This is a genomic window from Anaerotignum lactatifermentans DSM 14214, from assembly GCF_900142265.1.
In the GTDB taxonomy this organism is placed as follows: Bacteria; Bacillota; Clostridia; order Lachnospirales; family Anaerotignaceae; genus Anaerotignum; species Anaerotignum lactatifermentans.
Genome location: NZ_FRAH01000074.1, coordinates 1 through 15,311, shown reverse-complemented (window position 1 = coordinate 15,311; position 15,311 = coordinate 1). Strand labels below are relative to the sequence as shown.

At 47.0% G+C, this 15,311-nt stretch carries 19 protein-coding genes and 1 riboswitch; of the genes, 8 read left to right on the top strand and 11 right to left on the bottom strand.

The window, feature by feature from the left end:
- Nucleotides 1–729 (top strand): Ig-like domain-containing protein (locus BUB35_RS15175; RefSeq protein WP_143185473.1); only part of this gene is annotated, 729 nt, incomplete at its 5' end.
- A 294-nt stretch (nt 730–1,023) separates the two neighbouring features.
- Here BUB35_RS15175 and dapD read toward each other — a convergent pair.
- Complete coding sequence (dapD, locus tag BUB35_RS15170) at nt 1,024–1,734, bottom strand: 2,3,4,5-tetrahydropyridine-2,6-dicarboxylate N-acetyltransferase (protein ID WP_022255728.1); 711 nt, start codon at nt 1,732–1,734, stop codon at nt 1,024–1,026.
- Between the two features lie 146 nt (nt 1,735–1,880).
- On the opposite strand from dapD, the gene BUB35_RS15165 reads away from it, so the two are divergent.
- Nucleotides 1,881–3,029 carry a M20 metallopeptidase family protein gene (locus BUB35_RS15165; RefSeq protein ID WP_072853131.1) on the top strand — a complete coding sequence of 383 codons (1,149 nt, stop codon included), beginning with the start codon at nt 1,881–1,883 and terminating at the stop codon, nt 3,027–3,029.
- A 115-nt stretch (nt 3,030–3,144) separates the two neighbouring features.
- On the opposite strand, the gene BUB35_RS15160 is transcribed toward BUB35_RS15165, so the two are convergent.
- From BUB35_RS15160 to BUB35_RS15125, 8 genes are all read right to left on the bottom strand, one after another.
- A complete protein-coding gene (locus BUB35_RS15160; protein WP_072853129.1) occupies nt 3,145–3,723 on the bottom strand; it encodes a uracil-DNA glycosylase in 579 nt (192 codons plus the stop codon).
- A 307-nt stretch (nt 3,724–4,030) separates the two neighbouring features.
- A complete protein-coding gene (locus BUB35_RS15155) occupies nt 4,031–5,047 on the bottom strand; it encodes a rhomboid family intramembrane serine protease (RefSeq protein ID WP_072853127.1) in 1,017 nt (338 codons plus the stop codon).
- A 261-nt stretch (nt 5,048–5,308) separates the two neighbouring features.
- Complete coding sequence (locus BUB35_RS19115) at nt 5,309–5,557, bottom strand: pro-sigmaK processing inhibitor BofA family protein (protein ID WP_072853125.1); 249 nt, start codon at nt 5,555–5,557, stop codon at nt 5,309–5,311.
- 22 nt (nt 5,558–5,579) lie between these two features.
- Nucleotides 5,580–5,807: a DUF2508 family protein gene (locus BUB35_RS15145; protein WP_072853124.1), complete on the bottom strand. Its 228-nt coding sequence runs from the start codon at nt 5,805–5,807 to the stop codon at nt 5,580–5,582.
- Nucleotides 5,808–6,080: 273 nt separating this feature from the next.
- Nucleotides 6,081–6,311 (bottom strand): 30S ribosomal protein S18, encoded by a 231-nt coding sequence (gene rpsR / locus BUB35_RS15140; protein ID WP_022255722.1) that lies wholly within the window; start codon nt 6,309–6,311, stop codon nt 6,081–6,083.
- Between the two features lie 24 nt (nt 6,312–6,335).
- Nucleotides 6,336–6,794: a single-stranded DNA-binding protein gene (locus BUB35_RS15135; protein WP_022255721.1), complete on the bottom strand. Its 459-nt coding sequence runs from the start codon at nt 6,792–6,794 to the stop codon at nt 6,336–6,338.
- An 18-nt stretch (nt 6,795–6,812) separates the two neighbouring features.
- On the bottom strand, nt 6,813–7,100 hold the full coding sequence (gene rpsF / locus BUB35_RS15130) for a 30S ribosomal protein S6 (protein WP_072853122.1): 288 nt from the start codon (nt 7,098–7,100) through the stop codon (nt 6,813–6,815).
- 150 nt (nt 7,101–7,250) lie between these two features.
- Nucleotides 7,251–7,496 carry a helix-turn-helix domain-containing protein gene (locus BUB35_RS15125; protein WP_072853120.1) on the bottom strand — a complete coding sequence of 82 codons (246 nt, stop codon included), beginning with the start codon at nt 7,494–7,496 and terminating at the stop codon, nt 7,251–7,253.
- A gap of 378 nt (nt 7,497–7,874) precedes the next feature.
- On the opposite strand from BUB35_RS15125, the gene BUB35_RS19110 reads away from it, so the two are divergent.
- Both BUB35_RS19110 and BUB35_RS15115 read left to right on the top strand, forming a co-directional pair.
- Nucleotides 7,875–8,021 (top strand): hypothetical protein, encoded by a 147-nt coding sequence (locus BUB35_RS19110; RefSeq protein ID WP_159432901.1) that lies wholly within the window; start codon nt 7,875–7,877, stop codon nt 8,019–8,021.
- Between the two features lie 125 nt (nt 8,022–8,146).
- Nucleotides 8,147–8,566, top strand: coding sequence for a hypothetical protein (locus BUB35_RS15115; RefSeq protein ID WP_072853116.1), 420 nt, complete (start codon nt 8,147–8,149; stop codon nt 8,564–8,566).
- A 33-nt stretch (nt 8,567–8,599) separates the two neighbouring features.
- Here the strand turns inward: BUB35_RS15115 and BUB35_RS15110 are convergent, their stop codons facing one another.
- Both BUB35_RS15110 and BUB35_RS15105 read right to left on the bottom strand, forming a co-directional pair.
- Nucleotides 8,600–9,034 (bottom strand): DUF6773 family protein, encoded by a 435-nt coding sequence (locus BUB35_RS15110; protein ID WP_072853114.1) that lies wholly within the window; start codon nt 9,032–9,034, stop codon nt 8,600–8,602.
- 3 nt (nt 9,035–9,037) lie between these two features.
- The gene (locus BUB35_RS15105; RefSeq protein WP_022365353.1) at nt 9,038–9,265 is read right to left on the bottom strand and encodes a helix-turn-helix transcriptional regulator; all 228 of its coding nucleotides are present in this window, start codon (nt 9,263–9,265) and stop codon (nt 9,038–9,040) included.
- Between the two features lie 429 nt (nt 9,266–9,694).
- On the opposite strand from BUB35_RS15105, the gene BUB35_RS15100 reads away from it, so the two are divergent.
- The 4 genes from BUB35_RS15100 (at nt 9,695) to BUB35_RS15085 (ending at nt 14,925) form a co-directional block, all read left to right on the top strand.
- Nucleotides 9,695–10,744 (top strand): MBL fold metallo-hydrolase, encoded by a 1,050-nt coding sequence (locus BUB35_RS15100; protein WP_072853112.1) that lies wholly within the window; start codon nt 9,695–9,697, stop codon nt 10,742–10,744.
- Nucleotides 10,745–10,953: 209 nt separating this feature from the next.
- A complete protein-coding gene (locus BUB35_RS15095) occupies nt 10,954–13,101 on the top strand; it encodes a Tex family protein (protein ID WP_072853110.1) in 2,148 nt (715 codons plus the stop codon).
- A 108-nt stretch (nt 13,102–13,209) separates the two neighbouring features.
- A complete protein-coding gene (locus BUB35_RS15090; RefSeq protein WP_072853108.1) occupies nt 13,210–13,899 on the top strand; it encodes a copper amine oxidase N-terminal domain-containing protein in 690 nt (229 codons plus the stop codon).
- A 170-nt stretch (nt 13,900–14,069) separates the two neighbouring features.
- Nucleotides 14,070–14,186: riboswitch (FMN riboswitch) on the top strand.
- Between the two features lie 163 nt (nt 14,187–14,349).
- Entirely contained in the window at nt 14,350–14,925 is a 576-nt protein-coding gene (locus BUB35_RS15085; RefSeq protein ID WP_072853106.1) for an ECF transporter S component, read from the top strand.
- The last annotated feature ends 386 nt before the right edge of the window (nt 14,926–15,311 follow it).

The following is a 15,311-nucleotide window of genomic DNA, read 5'->3' as shown; positions in this document are numbered from 1 at the left end:
AAACCTGATAATGCAACAAACAGAACGGTTGCATGGGAAAGCAATGCAACAAATGTTGCGACAGTGGACAATAACGGCAAAGTGACAGCGAAAGCAGAAGGAACAGCCATTATCACTGCCAAAGCGGGAGATAAAACAGCAACCTGTACTGTAACCGTAACAAAGGCTGATGTAAAAGTGACACAGATTACCATCAGCGGCAAAAACACACTGAATGTGAACGACGTCGCAACATTGACAGCAGATGTACAGCCCGGCGATGCTACAAACAAGACTGTTGTTTGGACTAGTGAAAATCCTGACGTAGTCAAAGTGGAAAATGGGAAAGTCACTGCTTTGATGCCCGGTCAGGCTGTCATTAAGGCGACTGCGCAGGATGGCAGCAATGTAGTAGGTACTTTCACCATTAAAGTCAGTGTATCCAACGTGGACACACTGAAGGCAAAGGTAGCAGAAGCGAAGAAAGCCATGGAAGGTGTAAAAGTATCTTCTAATAACGGCACAGATGTGGCACCTACGGAAAAATGGGTACCTCAGGCACAGAAAACCGCATTGGATACTGCAGTGGCAGAAGCAGAAAAAATTCTGACAGCCCCTCTGACTTCCCAGAATACTGTGAATGCAGCTTACACCAAATTGCAGAATGCCATGACAGATTTCCAGAATGCCATGAAACCTGGTACCATGCCCAATACACCAGTACCATACTCCTTCTGGGATCTTTGGTAATATTTGACATCACATGATACTTTATTTCGGCGGCAGGCAACTGCCGCCTTTTTTCTGTCCCAACAAAAAAACATCCCCTCTGAAAGCAACTTCCCCTTAAGAAAACATTGATTTTTATTTTCCTTGGTTTCTTAAGGGGAATTGCGATGGCTGTCTTCATAAGAAAACATAACAAAAATCTTAATAAAAAAAATAAGGAAGCTAAAATCCTTTGTCGTGATAAGGATTTTAGCTTTCTTTGTTTTCTTATGAAGATGCCCCTGAGAGAGGGGATGTTTTGATTTTCCGAAAGTCTTATTTTCTCAGGTCTTCCATAAGCTGTGTTTTGCCTTCTGTCTTTTCGTCTTTCATTTTGATGACTTTAGCAGGGGAGCCAGCTACAACAGCGCCTGCGGGTACGTCTTCTGTTACCACTGCGCCTGCTGCAACAACAGCGTTAGCGCCGATGCGTACGCCTTCCAGTACCACTGCGTTAGCGCCAATCATTACGCCGTCTTCAACGATAACGGGTGTTGCACTGGGGGGTTCCAGAACGCCTGCCAGCACTGCGCCTGCGCCAACGTGTACGTTTTTGCCTACAGTTGCTCTTGCGCCCAGAACAGCGTTCATGTCAACCATGGAGCCTTCGCCGATTTCAGCGCCGATGTTGATCACAGCGCCCATCATGACAACAGCGTTTTTGCCGATGCTTACCCGGTCACGGATGAATGCGCCGGGTTCGATGCGTGCTTCCACGCCAGTGATGTCCAGCATGGGAACAGCGGAGTTTCTTCTGTCATATTCCATAGCGCAGTCAACAATGGCGTCTTTTTTGCTGTCCAGCAGAGCCTGTACGGCAGCGTGGTCGCCCATGAGGATCCAGAAATCTCCCTGACCGAATACTTTCACGCCTTCTGCGGATGCGCCGCTCAGGTCGCCTTTTACATATACTTTGACAGGTGTTGCCTTTTTGGCTTCCTTGATGTATTTCGCAATTTCATAGGGATTGGTCATATCATAATCCATGGGTAAATCTCTCCTTTATTTTTTGATTTTTGTATTTGCCTTTTATTATATACGAAATTGGGCAGATTTTCCACAGAATTTGTATCCTTTCCAAAGAAAGATGTCTGTGATACAATGAGAACAATCAGAACAAAGGAGGAAAGCCAATGGAAGCGTATTTTCAAAACATGGTAGAAGAACTGCGGCAGATTCGCCGCGATTTGCATAAAATCCCCGAATTAGGGCTGAAGGAATACAAAACCTCCGCCTATATTCGGGAAAAACTGGAGGGCTTCGGCATCACAGAGCTGGAAACATGGCTGGAAACAGGCGTGGTGGCAGTGATTCGGGGCAAAGGTAAGGGACAAGCGGTGGCATTCCGCGCGGATATGGACGCCCTGCCGGTAACAGAACAGACAGGCTGCGACTTCACTTCGGAGCATGTGGGCTGTATGCATGCCTGCGGTCATGACGGTCATGTGACAGTACTGCTGGGCTTTGCCAAATACTTGCAGGAACATAAAGACGAACTGGAAAACGATGTTGTCCTCATTTTCCAGCCAGCAGAAGAAGGTCCCGGCGGCGCACAGCTTCTGGTGGATGCAGGACTTTTTGAAAAACATCCCGTTCGCTGCATCATCGGCTGTCATATCTTCCCTCAGGTGCCTCAGGGGAAAGTGGCTTGCCGCAAAGGCGCTATGATGGCAAGAAACGGGGAAGTGGATGTGCATGTTTACGGGGAAAGTGCTCACGGTGCACAGCCCCAGCTGGGACATGACGCCGTTCTTGCGGCAGGGGCAGTCATTACAGGACTGCATACCATCCTTTCCCGGAATGTATCCCCTCTGGACAGCGGCGTACTTACCTTCGGTGCCATCCACGGCGGCGAAGCCTGCAACATCATTGCCAAGGAAGTGAAGCTGGAAGGCACCATGCGTGCATTCAGTGATGAAGCCTACGAAACCATGACAAAACGCGTCCAGGAAGTGGCTTCTGGTATTGCCGCTGGTTATGGCTGCAAAGGAGAAGCCGTGTTCCGTCACATGTATCGCGTGGTGGATAACGACCCGAAATTGGTGGAACTTTTGCAGGAAGTGGCAGGGGATGCTTACGAAGAAACACCCCCTTATATGCTGGCAGAGGATTTCTCTCTGTATCTGCAGAAAGTACCGGGCATGTTCTTTTTCTTAGGCAGCGGCAACGCGGAAAAAGGTTATACCCATTCTCTTCATAGTGCACAGTTCCAGTTTGATGAGGAAATTTTGGCGTTGGGCGTGGAAACCTATGCCAAACTGCTGAAAAAACTGGCGGAATAAAAAACTTTATAAGCAAACAAAAAGCTGGAGCCTTTGCGGTAAAAAAGGATTCCAGCTTGTTTATTTTATAGGATTTTATCAGACATGTTTTCTGAAAGGGTTCCTTTTTGTATGCTTATTTTTCCAATAATCCTTTCAGTGTCATCAGGTCTTGCTGATAAGTTTCGGACAATGCCCGATTGTAAATGATGGCTGCGGGGTGGTAGAGAGGGAATAGGATTTTTCCGTCCTCCAGTGTGAAAGGTTTGCCGTGCCAGTCACCAATGACTGCTTTGGCATCTCCTGTCACCGCTTTTAATGGCACATTGCCCAATGTGACAATCCATTGGGGATTCACCACTTTGATTTCTTCCTGTAGGAAGGGCAGGAAAAAGGCGATTTCATCCTTGGAAGGGGGACGGTTTACCGCTTTTCCCGTTTTGGGGCTTTCCTTGGTGGGACGCAGCTTTACCACATTGGAGATGTAGATTTCTTCCCGTTTCAAGCCGATGGTTTCCAGAAACGCAGACAGGTTTTTCCCTGCTTTGCCCACAAAGGGACGACCCTGCTTTTCTTCATCGCCGCCGGGGGCTTCGCCGATCATCATCAGTCGGGGATTCTGGCAGCCGTCACCGAACACCAGTTTTTTTTCTGCGTAGGGGGAAGCGGATGCGGCTTCCTGCAATCTGGCACATAATTGTGTCAAATGGTCCATTTTTCTATCCTTCCTTTCCGGTTATCCACATGGTTTTTGGGTTATCCACAGAAAAAGTGTGGATAACATGGGTTGCCTGTGGACTATATCTTGTTTTTTCAAATTTATTTGGTGGAATATATTGAAAATTTGGTGGGGTTTTTGTTACATTTTCACCTTTTCCCACTTATTGTATCCTATTCTGTGTATAAATGGCAAGTTATCCCCAAAAAAAGACGTGGAAAACCTGTGGGGAAAAGTGGTCGGTTTTGTGCAAAAAAAGACGGCTGCTCCCACCTTGTCAAGAGGGAACAACCGTCCGCAGGGCTCATTCTTTGGCACGGAACATGAGGAAGAACACCAGCGCGCCGGAGAGGAATCCTCCCAGATGTGCCCAGTTGTCCACACCCACATCCAGAAAGCCCATGGCAAGGGCTGTGAATGCTAGCAATATCATGGTGGCGTAGTTCATGCCTGTATAACGGGAACCTTTCTCCCGTGTGAGAATGAGCATGGCGCCCAAAAGTCCGAAGATGGCACCAGATGCGCCAATGGAGGCATAATGCCCCAGAAAAATGCTGCATAGTCCGCCGCAGATACCGGAAATGAGATACAGGATCATATAGCGAACTTTGCCCAGCAGCAGTTCTGCCCGACTGCCGAAGTAAAAGAGGTAAATGCTGTTGGCGGCAAGGTGCATGATACTGCCGTGGAAGAACATGGCAGTGATGAGGCGGTAATACTGCCCCTGTCCCAATACGGTTTCCCGGCTGACGCTGAAACGCTCCCAGAGAAATTCGTTCTGTCCCGTTACCATGCCGTAAAGGAGCAGGGCAGCGCAGATGGCAAAAATAGTGAAAGTTACCACGGGGCGTTTTCCGGCAGTGTCTTTCCGCAGGGTGTCTTTGGGCAGTTCTTCGCCGGTGGCTGCCATCCGCAGCAGTTTTTCAATGCCCATGAGCTTGTCCGGGCTGCCGTCGGCTGTCTGCAAGGTTTGTGTGTCCGTGGCGTAATGCCAAGCGATGTGGTGCAGATTGCCCATGCGGTCTGTGTCTGCCAGAGGATGTACTTCCGCCAAAGACTCCGCGCCGATGGTCAGATACAGACAGATGAGCTGGGTACATTGGATCTGAGGAAGCTGTTTTTGCAGTCCTTCCACAAAGGCAGCCACATCTTCCCGATGTTCGGCAGTGTCATGGGGTTGTACTGCCAGCACACAGCAAACAGGGTTTTCAATGCGTATGTACAGATCAAATGCAGGAGTGTCCTCGGGCTGCTGTACAAGGCGAAAGTCCTTCTGTAAAAGCAGGCTTTTCAGATCTGTTGCCAGTTGTTCAGGTGTCATAGAAAGACTCCTTTCTGAAAAAAATGGGGAAAATGAAAAAAGCCATCGGATTGGGGGACCCGATGGTTCTTTTCGGCAAGTGATAAGAAAAATGGGGGTATTCTTATCATAAAAGAAGACTTTGTTTCCGATAAAACCAGCGTTTCCGATACTGATCTTATCTGTGGATATCATATCACAAATCATGGCGTGCTGTCAATTTGCCCCAATGATTTTTCTGCCATTTCTTCTCGACAGGAGTTTACAAAAACCTACATTTTCTCAAAGAAAATGGCTCAGCACCACAAGACCTGCCACCCCCGGCATCCCCAACAGCCCTGTTACCACAAAGGTGACAGCATTGACGCCTACGGCAAAGCCCAGTCTGCTCAAAAGAAAGAGCAGGGCAGAGCCACAAATCCCTGAAAGCAGAAAGCGAAAAAGCCCCTGCAGGGGCTTTGCTAGCGCCACCAGTACCACGATCACCAGACAGGTGATGACCATGGCAGATAAAACGGTGGTAGAACTCATATTTCTTCCCCCTTTATTTGTATCAGCTGATTTTCGCGCATCCTGCGGCAGCCAGCCCCAATTCCTTTGCCCGCCGCAGGTAATATTCGTATTTTTTATGCAGAGAGATGATCTCGTAAATGTAGCTGTCAATGAGGGCTTCGTCGGTTTCATCCTGAAAGCCTGCCTGTGCCCGCCGCAGCTCTAACTGGATGGCGTAAATGGCAGCCAGAACTTTTTCGCCCTCGGTGGCTTTTTTTCTTTTGTGCATCCAAAAACCCCTCCTTTCGCCGGATGTACGACCTTTGTAGATAATATAGGCGAAAAAACTGGGTTTTATTCCTGTTTTTGTCCAAAAGGACAGGGCAGGGGAAGGAAAAATGAGCAGAAAAAAACTGAGCTATCTTCATAAGAAAACATACATCGTTCATTCAGTCAAAATAAAAAAGCTGAAATCCTTTTTTAAGAATTTCAGCTTTCCTTGTTTTCTTATGAAGATGCCCCCAAAGGGAAATCTTGTGTTTGTAAAAAATCGAGCGGTATCTTAGTCCTGTGTGTAGGGCATCAGGGATACGTGTCTTGCTCTCTTGATTGCTGTTGTCAGCGCTCTCTGATGTTTTGCGCAGTTGCCTGTGATTCTTCTGGGAAGGATTTTACCTCTTTCGGAAACGTATCTTCTCAGTTTGCTTACATCTTTGTAATCGATTGTTGTCACTTTATCTGCACAGCACTGGCATACGCGTTTTTTTCTGCGACCACGTTTTTTCTGAATCATGTTCCGAGCCTCCTTTTCGATGAATTAGAAGGGCAAATCGTCGTCTTCGATGCTTTCGTCGATGGGGTAGAAACCGTCAGCGCCACCACTTGTCTGCTTGGGAGCAGCGGGTGCGGGAGCAGCAGGGGCATAGTCACCACGGCTGCTGTTGCTTTCGAAGGACGCTCTGCTTTCTGCAAAGTGCTGTTCTTCTACGACAACTTCTGTTGTCCAGTGTCTTTTCCCTTCGTTGTCGTCCCAGGAACGAACCTGTAATCTGCCGACAACACCGACCATTTGACCTTTTTTGAAATATTTTTCTGCAAACTCGCCAGCTTTGCCGAATGCAACGCATCCGATAAAGTCAGCGTCCTGCTCGCCTTGTCGTTTGAAACGGCGGTTTACTGCCAAAGTGTATCTGGCTACTGCAAGGGGTTCACTGCCCTGCGCATAACGCACTTCGGGGTCCTTTGTCAGTCTGCCCATCAAAATCACTTTGTTCATAGAAAACCCTCCTTTTTCTTACGCTTCTTTGCGGATGATGAGATAACGCAGAACGTTTTCCATAATACGCATACGAGCTTCGATTTCTGCAGGTGCAGAAGCGGGTGCTTCGAAAGTTGTGAAGCTGTAGAAACCTTCGTTTACTTTCTGGATTTCGTAAGCGAGTTTTCTTTTGCCCCAATCATCAACTTTTTCGATTTTTGCGCCGAATCTTTCCAGGACAGCCTGTACTTTGGCAACTTCAGCCGCTCTGCCTTCATCGTCAAGTGCGGGACTCAATACCAACGCCAATTCGTATTTGTTCATGTTAGGTTACACCTCCTTTTGGACTAATGGCCCTTTCCCGAAGAAAGAGCAAGGATTTACTTCTAGATGGACGTATGCGCCCATACCAAAACAGCATAGCATACCAAAAAGAAAAAGGCAAGGATTTTTTTTCGGAAAATTTGCATTTTTTCAGGATTTTTCCACAAGGAGGGCGTCGTAGGTGGTTTGGAGCACATCCCGAATGGCACGAAGCTGGACGGCGGAGATGTGCTGAATGCCCCGTTCGATTTTCACCAGAGATTCTCTGGTCAGGGGAACGCCCAGAAGCTGGATTTGCCGGACAAGCTCTGTCTGTCCCATGCCCTTTTCCAGACGGATGCGGCGGATGTTTTCCCCAATGGGGATGGTGGGAGATTGTTTGATTTTTGGTTCCATGGGTACCTCCTTGTGGACTGAAACAAGTTCTTTTTTTGCTTCATTCTAAGAAATCCCTATGGTATAATGGGACTAGAATTAGTCCACATTGGAAGGATGGTGAAAAAATGGATTTATATACGGAAATGTTGGTGGAAATTTTAGCAAAACAGAAAATAGAAATACATTTTAGGGGCATCTTCATAAGAAAAAAAGAAAGCTAAAATCCTTGTCATATAGAGAATTTTGGCTTTCTTATTTTACTGAGATTATATTTGGATTTGTTTTTTTCTGAAGATAGCCGTCGCAATTCCCATTAAGAAATCAAGGAAAAGAAATGTTTTCTTAATGGGAAGTTGCTTTCCAGAATTATCTTTTTCTGTGGAAGAATTGTTGGAAATGCGATGTTATGAAGCGTTGCGGAAAATTAAGGCTGTTTTGGAGGATGAAAGCCTGACAGATGCGGCATGTTTTCAGAAAATAGAGGAGATTATAAATATTTTTGAGGAAATCGGAAGCGATGGCGGTAGCCGCCATGATTTCTAGACATACATCGTGCAGATTGTCTGCTGTCTACACTGGTTTTTCGTGGATTTGTCCGAGGAAAACTTGTCAGACCTGTGGTATCATAAAAGAAGATAAATGATTGAAAGGCAGAGGAGGGATGTTCCATGACAGAAGACGAAAAAATCCTGCAAGCGGAATTTGAAAAACGATGGAAACGCAGCCCCCAGAAAGACGGCTGCCTGTTCAGCGGCTTCATTGCCCTGTGTCTGGCGCAGACCCTTTTCGCCCCGGATTTTCCTTTTAGGGGACTGAACTTGGGAGATTCCGCTTTTTGCCTTGGCGCCTGTCTGGTGGTGGATGTGCTGGTGGGTATGAAGCGAAAAGGGATTCCTGTGCATGCCTTCGGGCTTTTGTTGGTGGGCTATGGCGTTGTGGTGACAGTGCTGGGATTTGCAGTGAATGTGCCCGGCTTGGCGTTTTCTCTGACAAATCAGACTTTTTGGCTGAAAGTGCTGTTGGGATTGTCCCTTGTGATTTTTGTGCTGTCCCTCATTCGCCTTTGCAGGCGGTGGAATTTAGATTGAATGAAAAACCGTGGTACAAAGTACCACGGTTTTTTAATCCTCATCGTCATATTCTTTTTCCAGCTTTTCCTGTCTGCGTTTGCCCATGCGGTACATGCCGAACTGCACCACCAGAAATACCACTACGAAGGTGCCCAGCATGGTGAAGATTTCCGCAGGCTGTTTTGCTTCTGTCTGCATGGCAAAGCAGATGCCTACCGCAACCATGCCCCCTACCAGAGAAGCCACCAGCCGTTTGGGATTGGGCTTTGCCACTACATTCAGCACAACGCCCATCTGTCTGGCACGAATCATCTGATAAATGGGTGTCAGAATCAAAATCACATATTCCAAAGTGCAGTCCTGCAAACTTTGCTGCAGGAACAGGATTTTCACCACAAAGGACAATACCGCAATAAAATACAGAATCTGCATCATTTCCGCCCAGATTTTGTTCCTTGCCTGTTCAATACGTTCGTCTTTGATCATACCTCATTCCTCCTCGTTCCAGAATAATTCATCCAGTGTTTTTCCCAGTGCCTTGCAGATGGCAATGCACAGGTTCAGGGTAGGGTTGTACTTTCCGGCCTCAATCATGCCGATGGTCTGCCGGGTGACGCCCACCAGTTGTGCCAATTGCTCTTGGGAAAGGTCTTTCGCCGCCCGGGCGGCTTTCAGCTTTAGATTTTTCAAGGATGTTCCCCCTTCCTGTATCTTCATTTTCATCTCTTACTTTATTTATATACTATATCTTTCTAAATGTCAAGTATATATTACATTGTGAAAAATAAAAATGGAATTTCCAAAGAAAAAAACAAGACGGACAAAGCAACTTCCCCTTAAGAAAACATTGGTTTTTTTGTTTTATTGATTTCTTAAGGGGAATTGTGACAGCTGTCTTCAGAAGAAAACATACCAATGAAAATTTCAATAAAAGAAAGCGGAAAATCTTCTATTATGATAAGGATTTCCGCTTTCTTTGTTTTCTTATGAAGATGCCCCAAAGGAAATGGTTTCCTGCAAAAAATCTGCATTTTGCTCAAAGCAAATGAGAAATACCATAGAAAAACCGTCTGATTTCCGCCTTGTATGCCACTGTCTGATTGTTTTATAATAAATGCAGTTTGAAAAAGAGAAAGGAACACAACTATGCTGACAAAGATATATGAAAACCCCGCCGTTTATCGGGTGGATGTGCCTCTGCCGGACAACCCCCTGAAAAACCTGAACTGCTATGTCATTCAGGACAGCGGCGAAACACTGATTATAGATACTGGATTCAATCGGAAAGAATGTCTGGATGCCCTTCTGGAAGGGCTGGCAGAACTGGACGCGGACTGGGAAAAGACAAACCTGTTTTTGACCCATCTTCACGCAGACCATACCGGTCTGGCGCCTACCCTTATGAAGGACAAGCCCGGCAAAATGTACATGAGCCGTGTGGATTATGCCGTTTTGGAAGGGCTGATGGTGGGAGAAGTCTGGAAAGTTTCCGATGCCAATTTCATTGCCGAAGGCTTTACACAGGAACAGATCAATATCCTCCACAGCGGCAATCCTGCCAGAGGTTTTGAGCCGGAATGCTTTTTCGATGTGGAAGAGCTGGAGGACGGGGACGTGATCACCGTAGGGAAATGGAAATTTCAGTGCATTCTGGTGCCCGGACACACACCGGGGCAGATGCTTCTGTACCAGAGAGAGGAACAGCTCCTCTTTACGGCAGACCATATCCTTTTTGACATCACCCCCAACATCACCTGTTGGGTAGGCACAGCGGATTCTCTGGGGAATTATCTGGATTCCCTGGTGAAAACAAGGGACATCCCCATTCGGACAGCCCTGCCTGCCCATCGGAAAAACGATATGAACGTTTATGAACGTATGGACGAAATCGTGGAGCATCATTTGAAACGAATGAAAGAAACGGTAGACGCCATCCAGCAGTTCCCCGGCAGTCATGCCACAAAGATTGCCGCTTGTCTGCGCTGGTCCATGCGCGGGAAAACATGGGAGGAATTCCCTCTGTCCCAGCGTTGGTTCGCCGTAGGGGAAACCATTGCCCATCTGGATTATCTGGTGTGCAGAGGCTATGCGGAGCGGAAAGTGGTAGATGGCAAAAATGCTTACTGGCTTACCATGGATGGTGCTTTGTGCAAATCCAAACTGGACTGCATCTGGAAAAACTACCGCGCGAAATAAAGGAAAAAACGTCAGAAAACAAATATGGCTGGAATCCTTGTATAGGGTTCCAGCTGTTGTATTTTTGCGGGGATTGTTTTCATTCCGCGTTTTGTATGCGGAAAAACACGTTTTTTGGAAAACGGAGGGAGAAAATTTTTTCGGCAACCGTCCATTTTGTATGCTAAAATGGAAAAAGAGATATTTTTTTGGAGAAAGGAAACACATCTATGGATATTTTGAAACAGTTACAGATAGAACTGGGCATCAAGGCTTCTCAGGTGGAAAACACCGTGAAACTGCTGGATGAAGGGAACACCGTGCCTTTCATTGCCCGTTATCGTAAGGAAGTCACTGGTTCTCTGGATGACCAGATTATCCGTCAGCTGGCGGAACGGCTCACAGCTCTCAGAAATCTGGAAGAAAAACGGGAAATGGTGCGTAACGCCATTACGGAACAGGGCGCCATGACCGATGAACTTTCCGCAAAACTGGAAGCTGCCATGACCCAGACAGAAATCGAGGATATTTACCGTCCTTACCGCCCCAAACGTCGCACCCGTGCGTCCATTGCTAAGGAAAAAGGTCTGGCACCTCTGGCGGAATACATTTTCGGGCAGGCATTTCTGGTGCCGCTGGAAGAATACGCCGCCGCTTTTGTAGATGCGGAAAAAGGCGTGGAATCTGTGGAGGATGCCATCAACGGCGCAAAAGATATTCTGGCAGAACAGTTCTCTGATGACGCGGACCTGCGGAAAATGCTTCGTGAAGAAACTATGAAACATGGTCAGCTGGTGACAAAGGCGGCGAAAGAACAGACAGAACCAACCGTCTACGAAATGTACTACGATTACAGCGAACCTCTGCAAAAAGCCGCAGGACATCGCATCCTTGCGGTAAACCGTGGGGAAAAAGAAGGCATCCTGACAGTGAAGCTGGAAGGGGACGAAGAAAAACTCCTGCAAAAACTGGAACGGAAGCTCATCCGCAAAAACAGTCCTGCGGTTGAATTGTTGCAGGAAGTCATTGCCGACAGCTATAAACGCCTCATTGCACCTTCTCTGGAACGGGAAATCCGCAATGATTTGACAGAAAAAGCCGAGGAATCCGCCATGGGTGTATTCCGGGAAAACCTGAAACAGCTTCTCTTGCAGCCACCCATCAAAGGAAAAACAGTGCTGGCATTAGACCCTGCTTATCGTACTGGCTGTAAGATTGCCGTTATTGATGAAACAGGTAAACCCCTGGAAACCACCGTGGTCTATCCCACACCCCCTCAGAACAAGACAGCCGAAGCGGAAAAGAAACTGACGGATCTTATCAAAAAATATGACGTAGACCTGATTTCCATCGGCAATGGCACCGCTTCCAGAGAATCCGAGCAGTTTGTGGCGGAAATGCTGAAAAAACTGGATAAAAAAGTTTATTACATCATTGCCAACGAAGCAGGGGCTTCTGTGTATTCCGCTTCCAAACTGGGTGCGGAGGAATTCCCTGATTATGACGTTGCCCTGCGCTCTGCCGTTTCCATTGGCAGACGTATCCAAGACCCTCTGGCGGAACTGGTGAAAATCGACCCCAAATCCATCGGCGTTGGGCAGTATCAGCATGACATGAACCAGAAACGTCTGGGCGAAACATTAGGCGGCGTGGTAGAGGACTGTGTAAACAGCGTCGGCGTTGATTTGAACACTGCAAGCCCTGCTCTGCTTTCTTATGTAGCAGGCATCAACAACACCGTTGCGAAAAATATTCTCACATATCGTGAAGAAAACGGTCTGTTCCATAACCGGAAAGAACTGAGAAAAGTCCCCAAACTGGGACCCAAAGCCTTTGAACAGTGCGCTGGTTTCCTGCGCATTGCCGAAAGCGATATGCCTTTGGATAAAACCGGCGTTCATCCCGAAAGCTATAAGGCGGCAGAAGCATTGCTGAAACTCTGCGGTTATTCTCTGGATGATGTGGCGTCTGGTCAGGTGAAAGGTCTGGCAAACAAAGTCAGCATGACCGAAGAAACAGCGGAAAAACTGGGCATCGGTCTGCCTACCTTGCAGGATATCGTCAAGGAACTGGAAAAACCCGGTCGTGACCCCCGTGACGAAGCCCCTGCCCCTGTCCTTCGCAGTGACGTACTGACCATGGAAGATTTGAAAGAAGGCATGGTGCTGAAAGGCACTGTCCGCAATGTCATTGACTTCGGCGTGTTTGTGGATATCGGTGTCCATCAGGATGGTCTGGTACATATTTCTCAGATTTGCGACCGATTCATCAAACATCCCTTAGAAGCGGTGAAACTGGGGGACATTGTTACCGTCAAAGTAATGAGCGTGGATTTGCAGCGCAAGCGCATTTCTCTGACCATGCGGGGTGTGGAATAATTGTTATGGTTTTGTCAAAGATTCTTTACAGAAATGTAATGTTTTTGTGCCATACTATTTGATATACTGAAAAAAGAACGGAATACATATTGGAAGGGAGAGAGGATTATGAAACGAATGATGGCATATATGCTGGCTGGTATTTTGACATTGGGCTGCGGCACAACAGCTTTTGGGGCAGAAAAAATTTCCGGTACCATGATGGTGCAGGATACAGAAGTGACCCAGCCCCTGTATGCAGACGAATGGGGCACAAAATTGGTACCTGTCCGGGAAGTAGGGGATATTCTGGGCTATACCGTAGCGTGGGATAAACAGACACGTTCCGTTACCCTTTCTGACGGTACAACCACTGTTGGTTTTGCTTCTGGTAAGGATGCCTATCTGGTAGGCGGCGAAACAAAAAGCATCGGCGGCGCGCCGGAACTGATGGATGGCGTGCAGTATGTGCCTGCGGACTTATTCTCCGCTTTCTTCCCTGTAGCCATGCAGACAAAGGCAGGTCAGCTTGTTTTCACAGACCTGACAGCGGAAGGCGTGGAACAGGTAACCGGTACCGTTGTGGAAGCGGCACAGTATAATCTGGTGCTGCGTCTGGAAGATGGCACACTGCGGATCTTCACCAAAGATCAGGCAGACATGACACGGGCAGGCAGTCTGGAACCGGACAGCCTGGTGGAAGTGTACTATAAGAGTGCGGACCCGAAAACCGCTATTAAACTGTTTGCGGTAGATCCAGCGACTGTAAAAGCACCTGCAGCTGAAACATCTGCGAATACTGCAGCGCAGGAAGGTTAAGCATTTTCTAAGCCCATGACAGTCCATGGGCTTTTTTTCCAGAATGCAGGATGGTCTGCGGAAAACTGTTGTTTTGCATAAAGTAAAGCCTATTTTTTTGATAGTATTTTCTAATAAAAAATCTTGACAGTTTTTTCACAGCTGATATAATGAACTTGTAAATGAAATATGAAATTCTTCAGGGCAGGGTGAAATTCCCGATCGGCAGTAAAGTCTGCGAGCGCTTTGGCGCAGGATTCGGTGCGATTCCGAAACCGACAGTATAGTCTGGATGGGAGAAGAATAAAAGTTTGGTGCGTTTTTCGCGCGGATGCGAAAAAGCCCGACCTTTATTTTGCTTGTTTAGCCTGAAGATTTTCAGGCTTTTTCTTTTGCCAAAAGAGAAAAAGTTCGTCACAAAGATTGGCGGAAGCCTGAAAATTCTAAACAAAAAATGGAGGAAGAAAAATCATGGAAAACGCAGTAAAAACAACAGCGGTAAAAAGAAAACAGAATGTAAGAAAACTGACAGCTCTGGGTATGCTGGGCGCCATCTCTCTGATTTTGGTGGCAACCGTACATTTCCCCATCATTCCCGCGGCACCTTTTTTGGAATATGATCCTGCGGACGTGCCTATCCTCATTGGTACATTTGCTTTCGGCCCTGTGGCTGGTTTCCTGCTGACTGTAGTGGTATCCATCATTCAGGGTATGACTGTCAGCGCAGCAAGCGGCGGTCCCATCGGTATCATCATGCACATCTTCGCAACTGGCAGCTGCGTACTGATTGCCGGCAACATCTACCGCAGAAATAAAACAAGAAAAACAGCAGCCATCGCCCTCATCGTAGGCGCGCTGGTTATGACAGGCGCAATGGTACTGATGAATCTGGTACTGACACCTATTTTCCTGGGCACATCCATGGAAGAAGTGATCCCCATGCTGCTGCCTGCCATCATTCCTTTCAACCTGATCAAAGCAGGTCTGAACTGCGCCATCACATTTGTACTGTATAAATCCATTTCCCATCTGCTGAAAGGGGAATGATTTCCAAAAAACAACCCATCTGTTATGTGATATGAGAGAATCAAAGCACAAAATCTTTCCCTTGCAAGAGATTTTGTGCTTTCTCTTTTAGTACCATATAAGTGTAAGAGATAAAGCATATCATTTGTGCTTTACCCTCTGCACTTATTTTTTTATGATAAGGGAGTAATTGGTCTGGCGATGTTCTTTTTGGATTAGCCACATCCGTCACGAAAACTGTCAGCCACCCCTTATTATAAACAGTCGTTTAAGCAGGTTGAAACCCGTAAGGTGCTTTCGTGTAACGAACTAAAATGAGTTGTAATAAGTGTGGATGGGAACAATTACAAATCTATTTTGGAGGTTACAGATGATCAGCGTAGGAATTGATGTATCAAAAGAGAAAA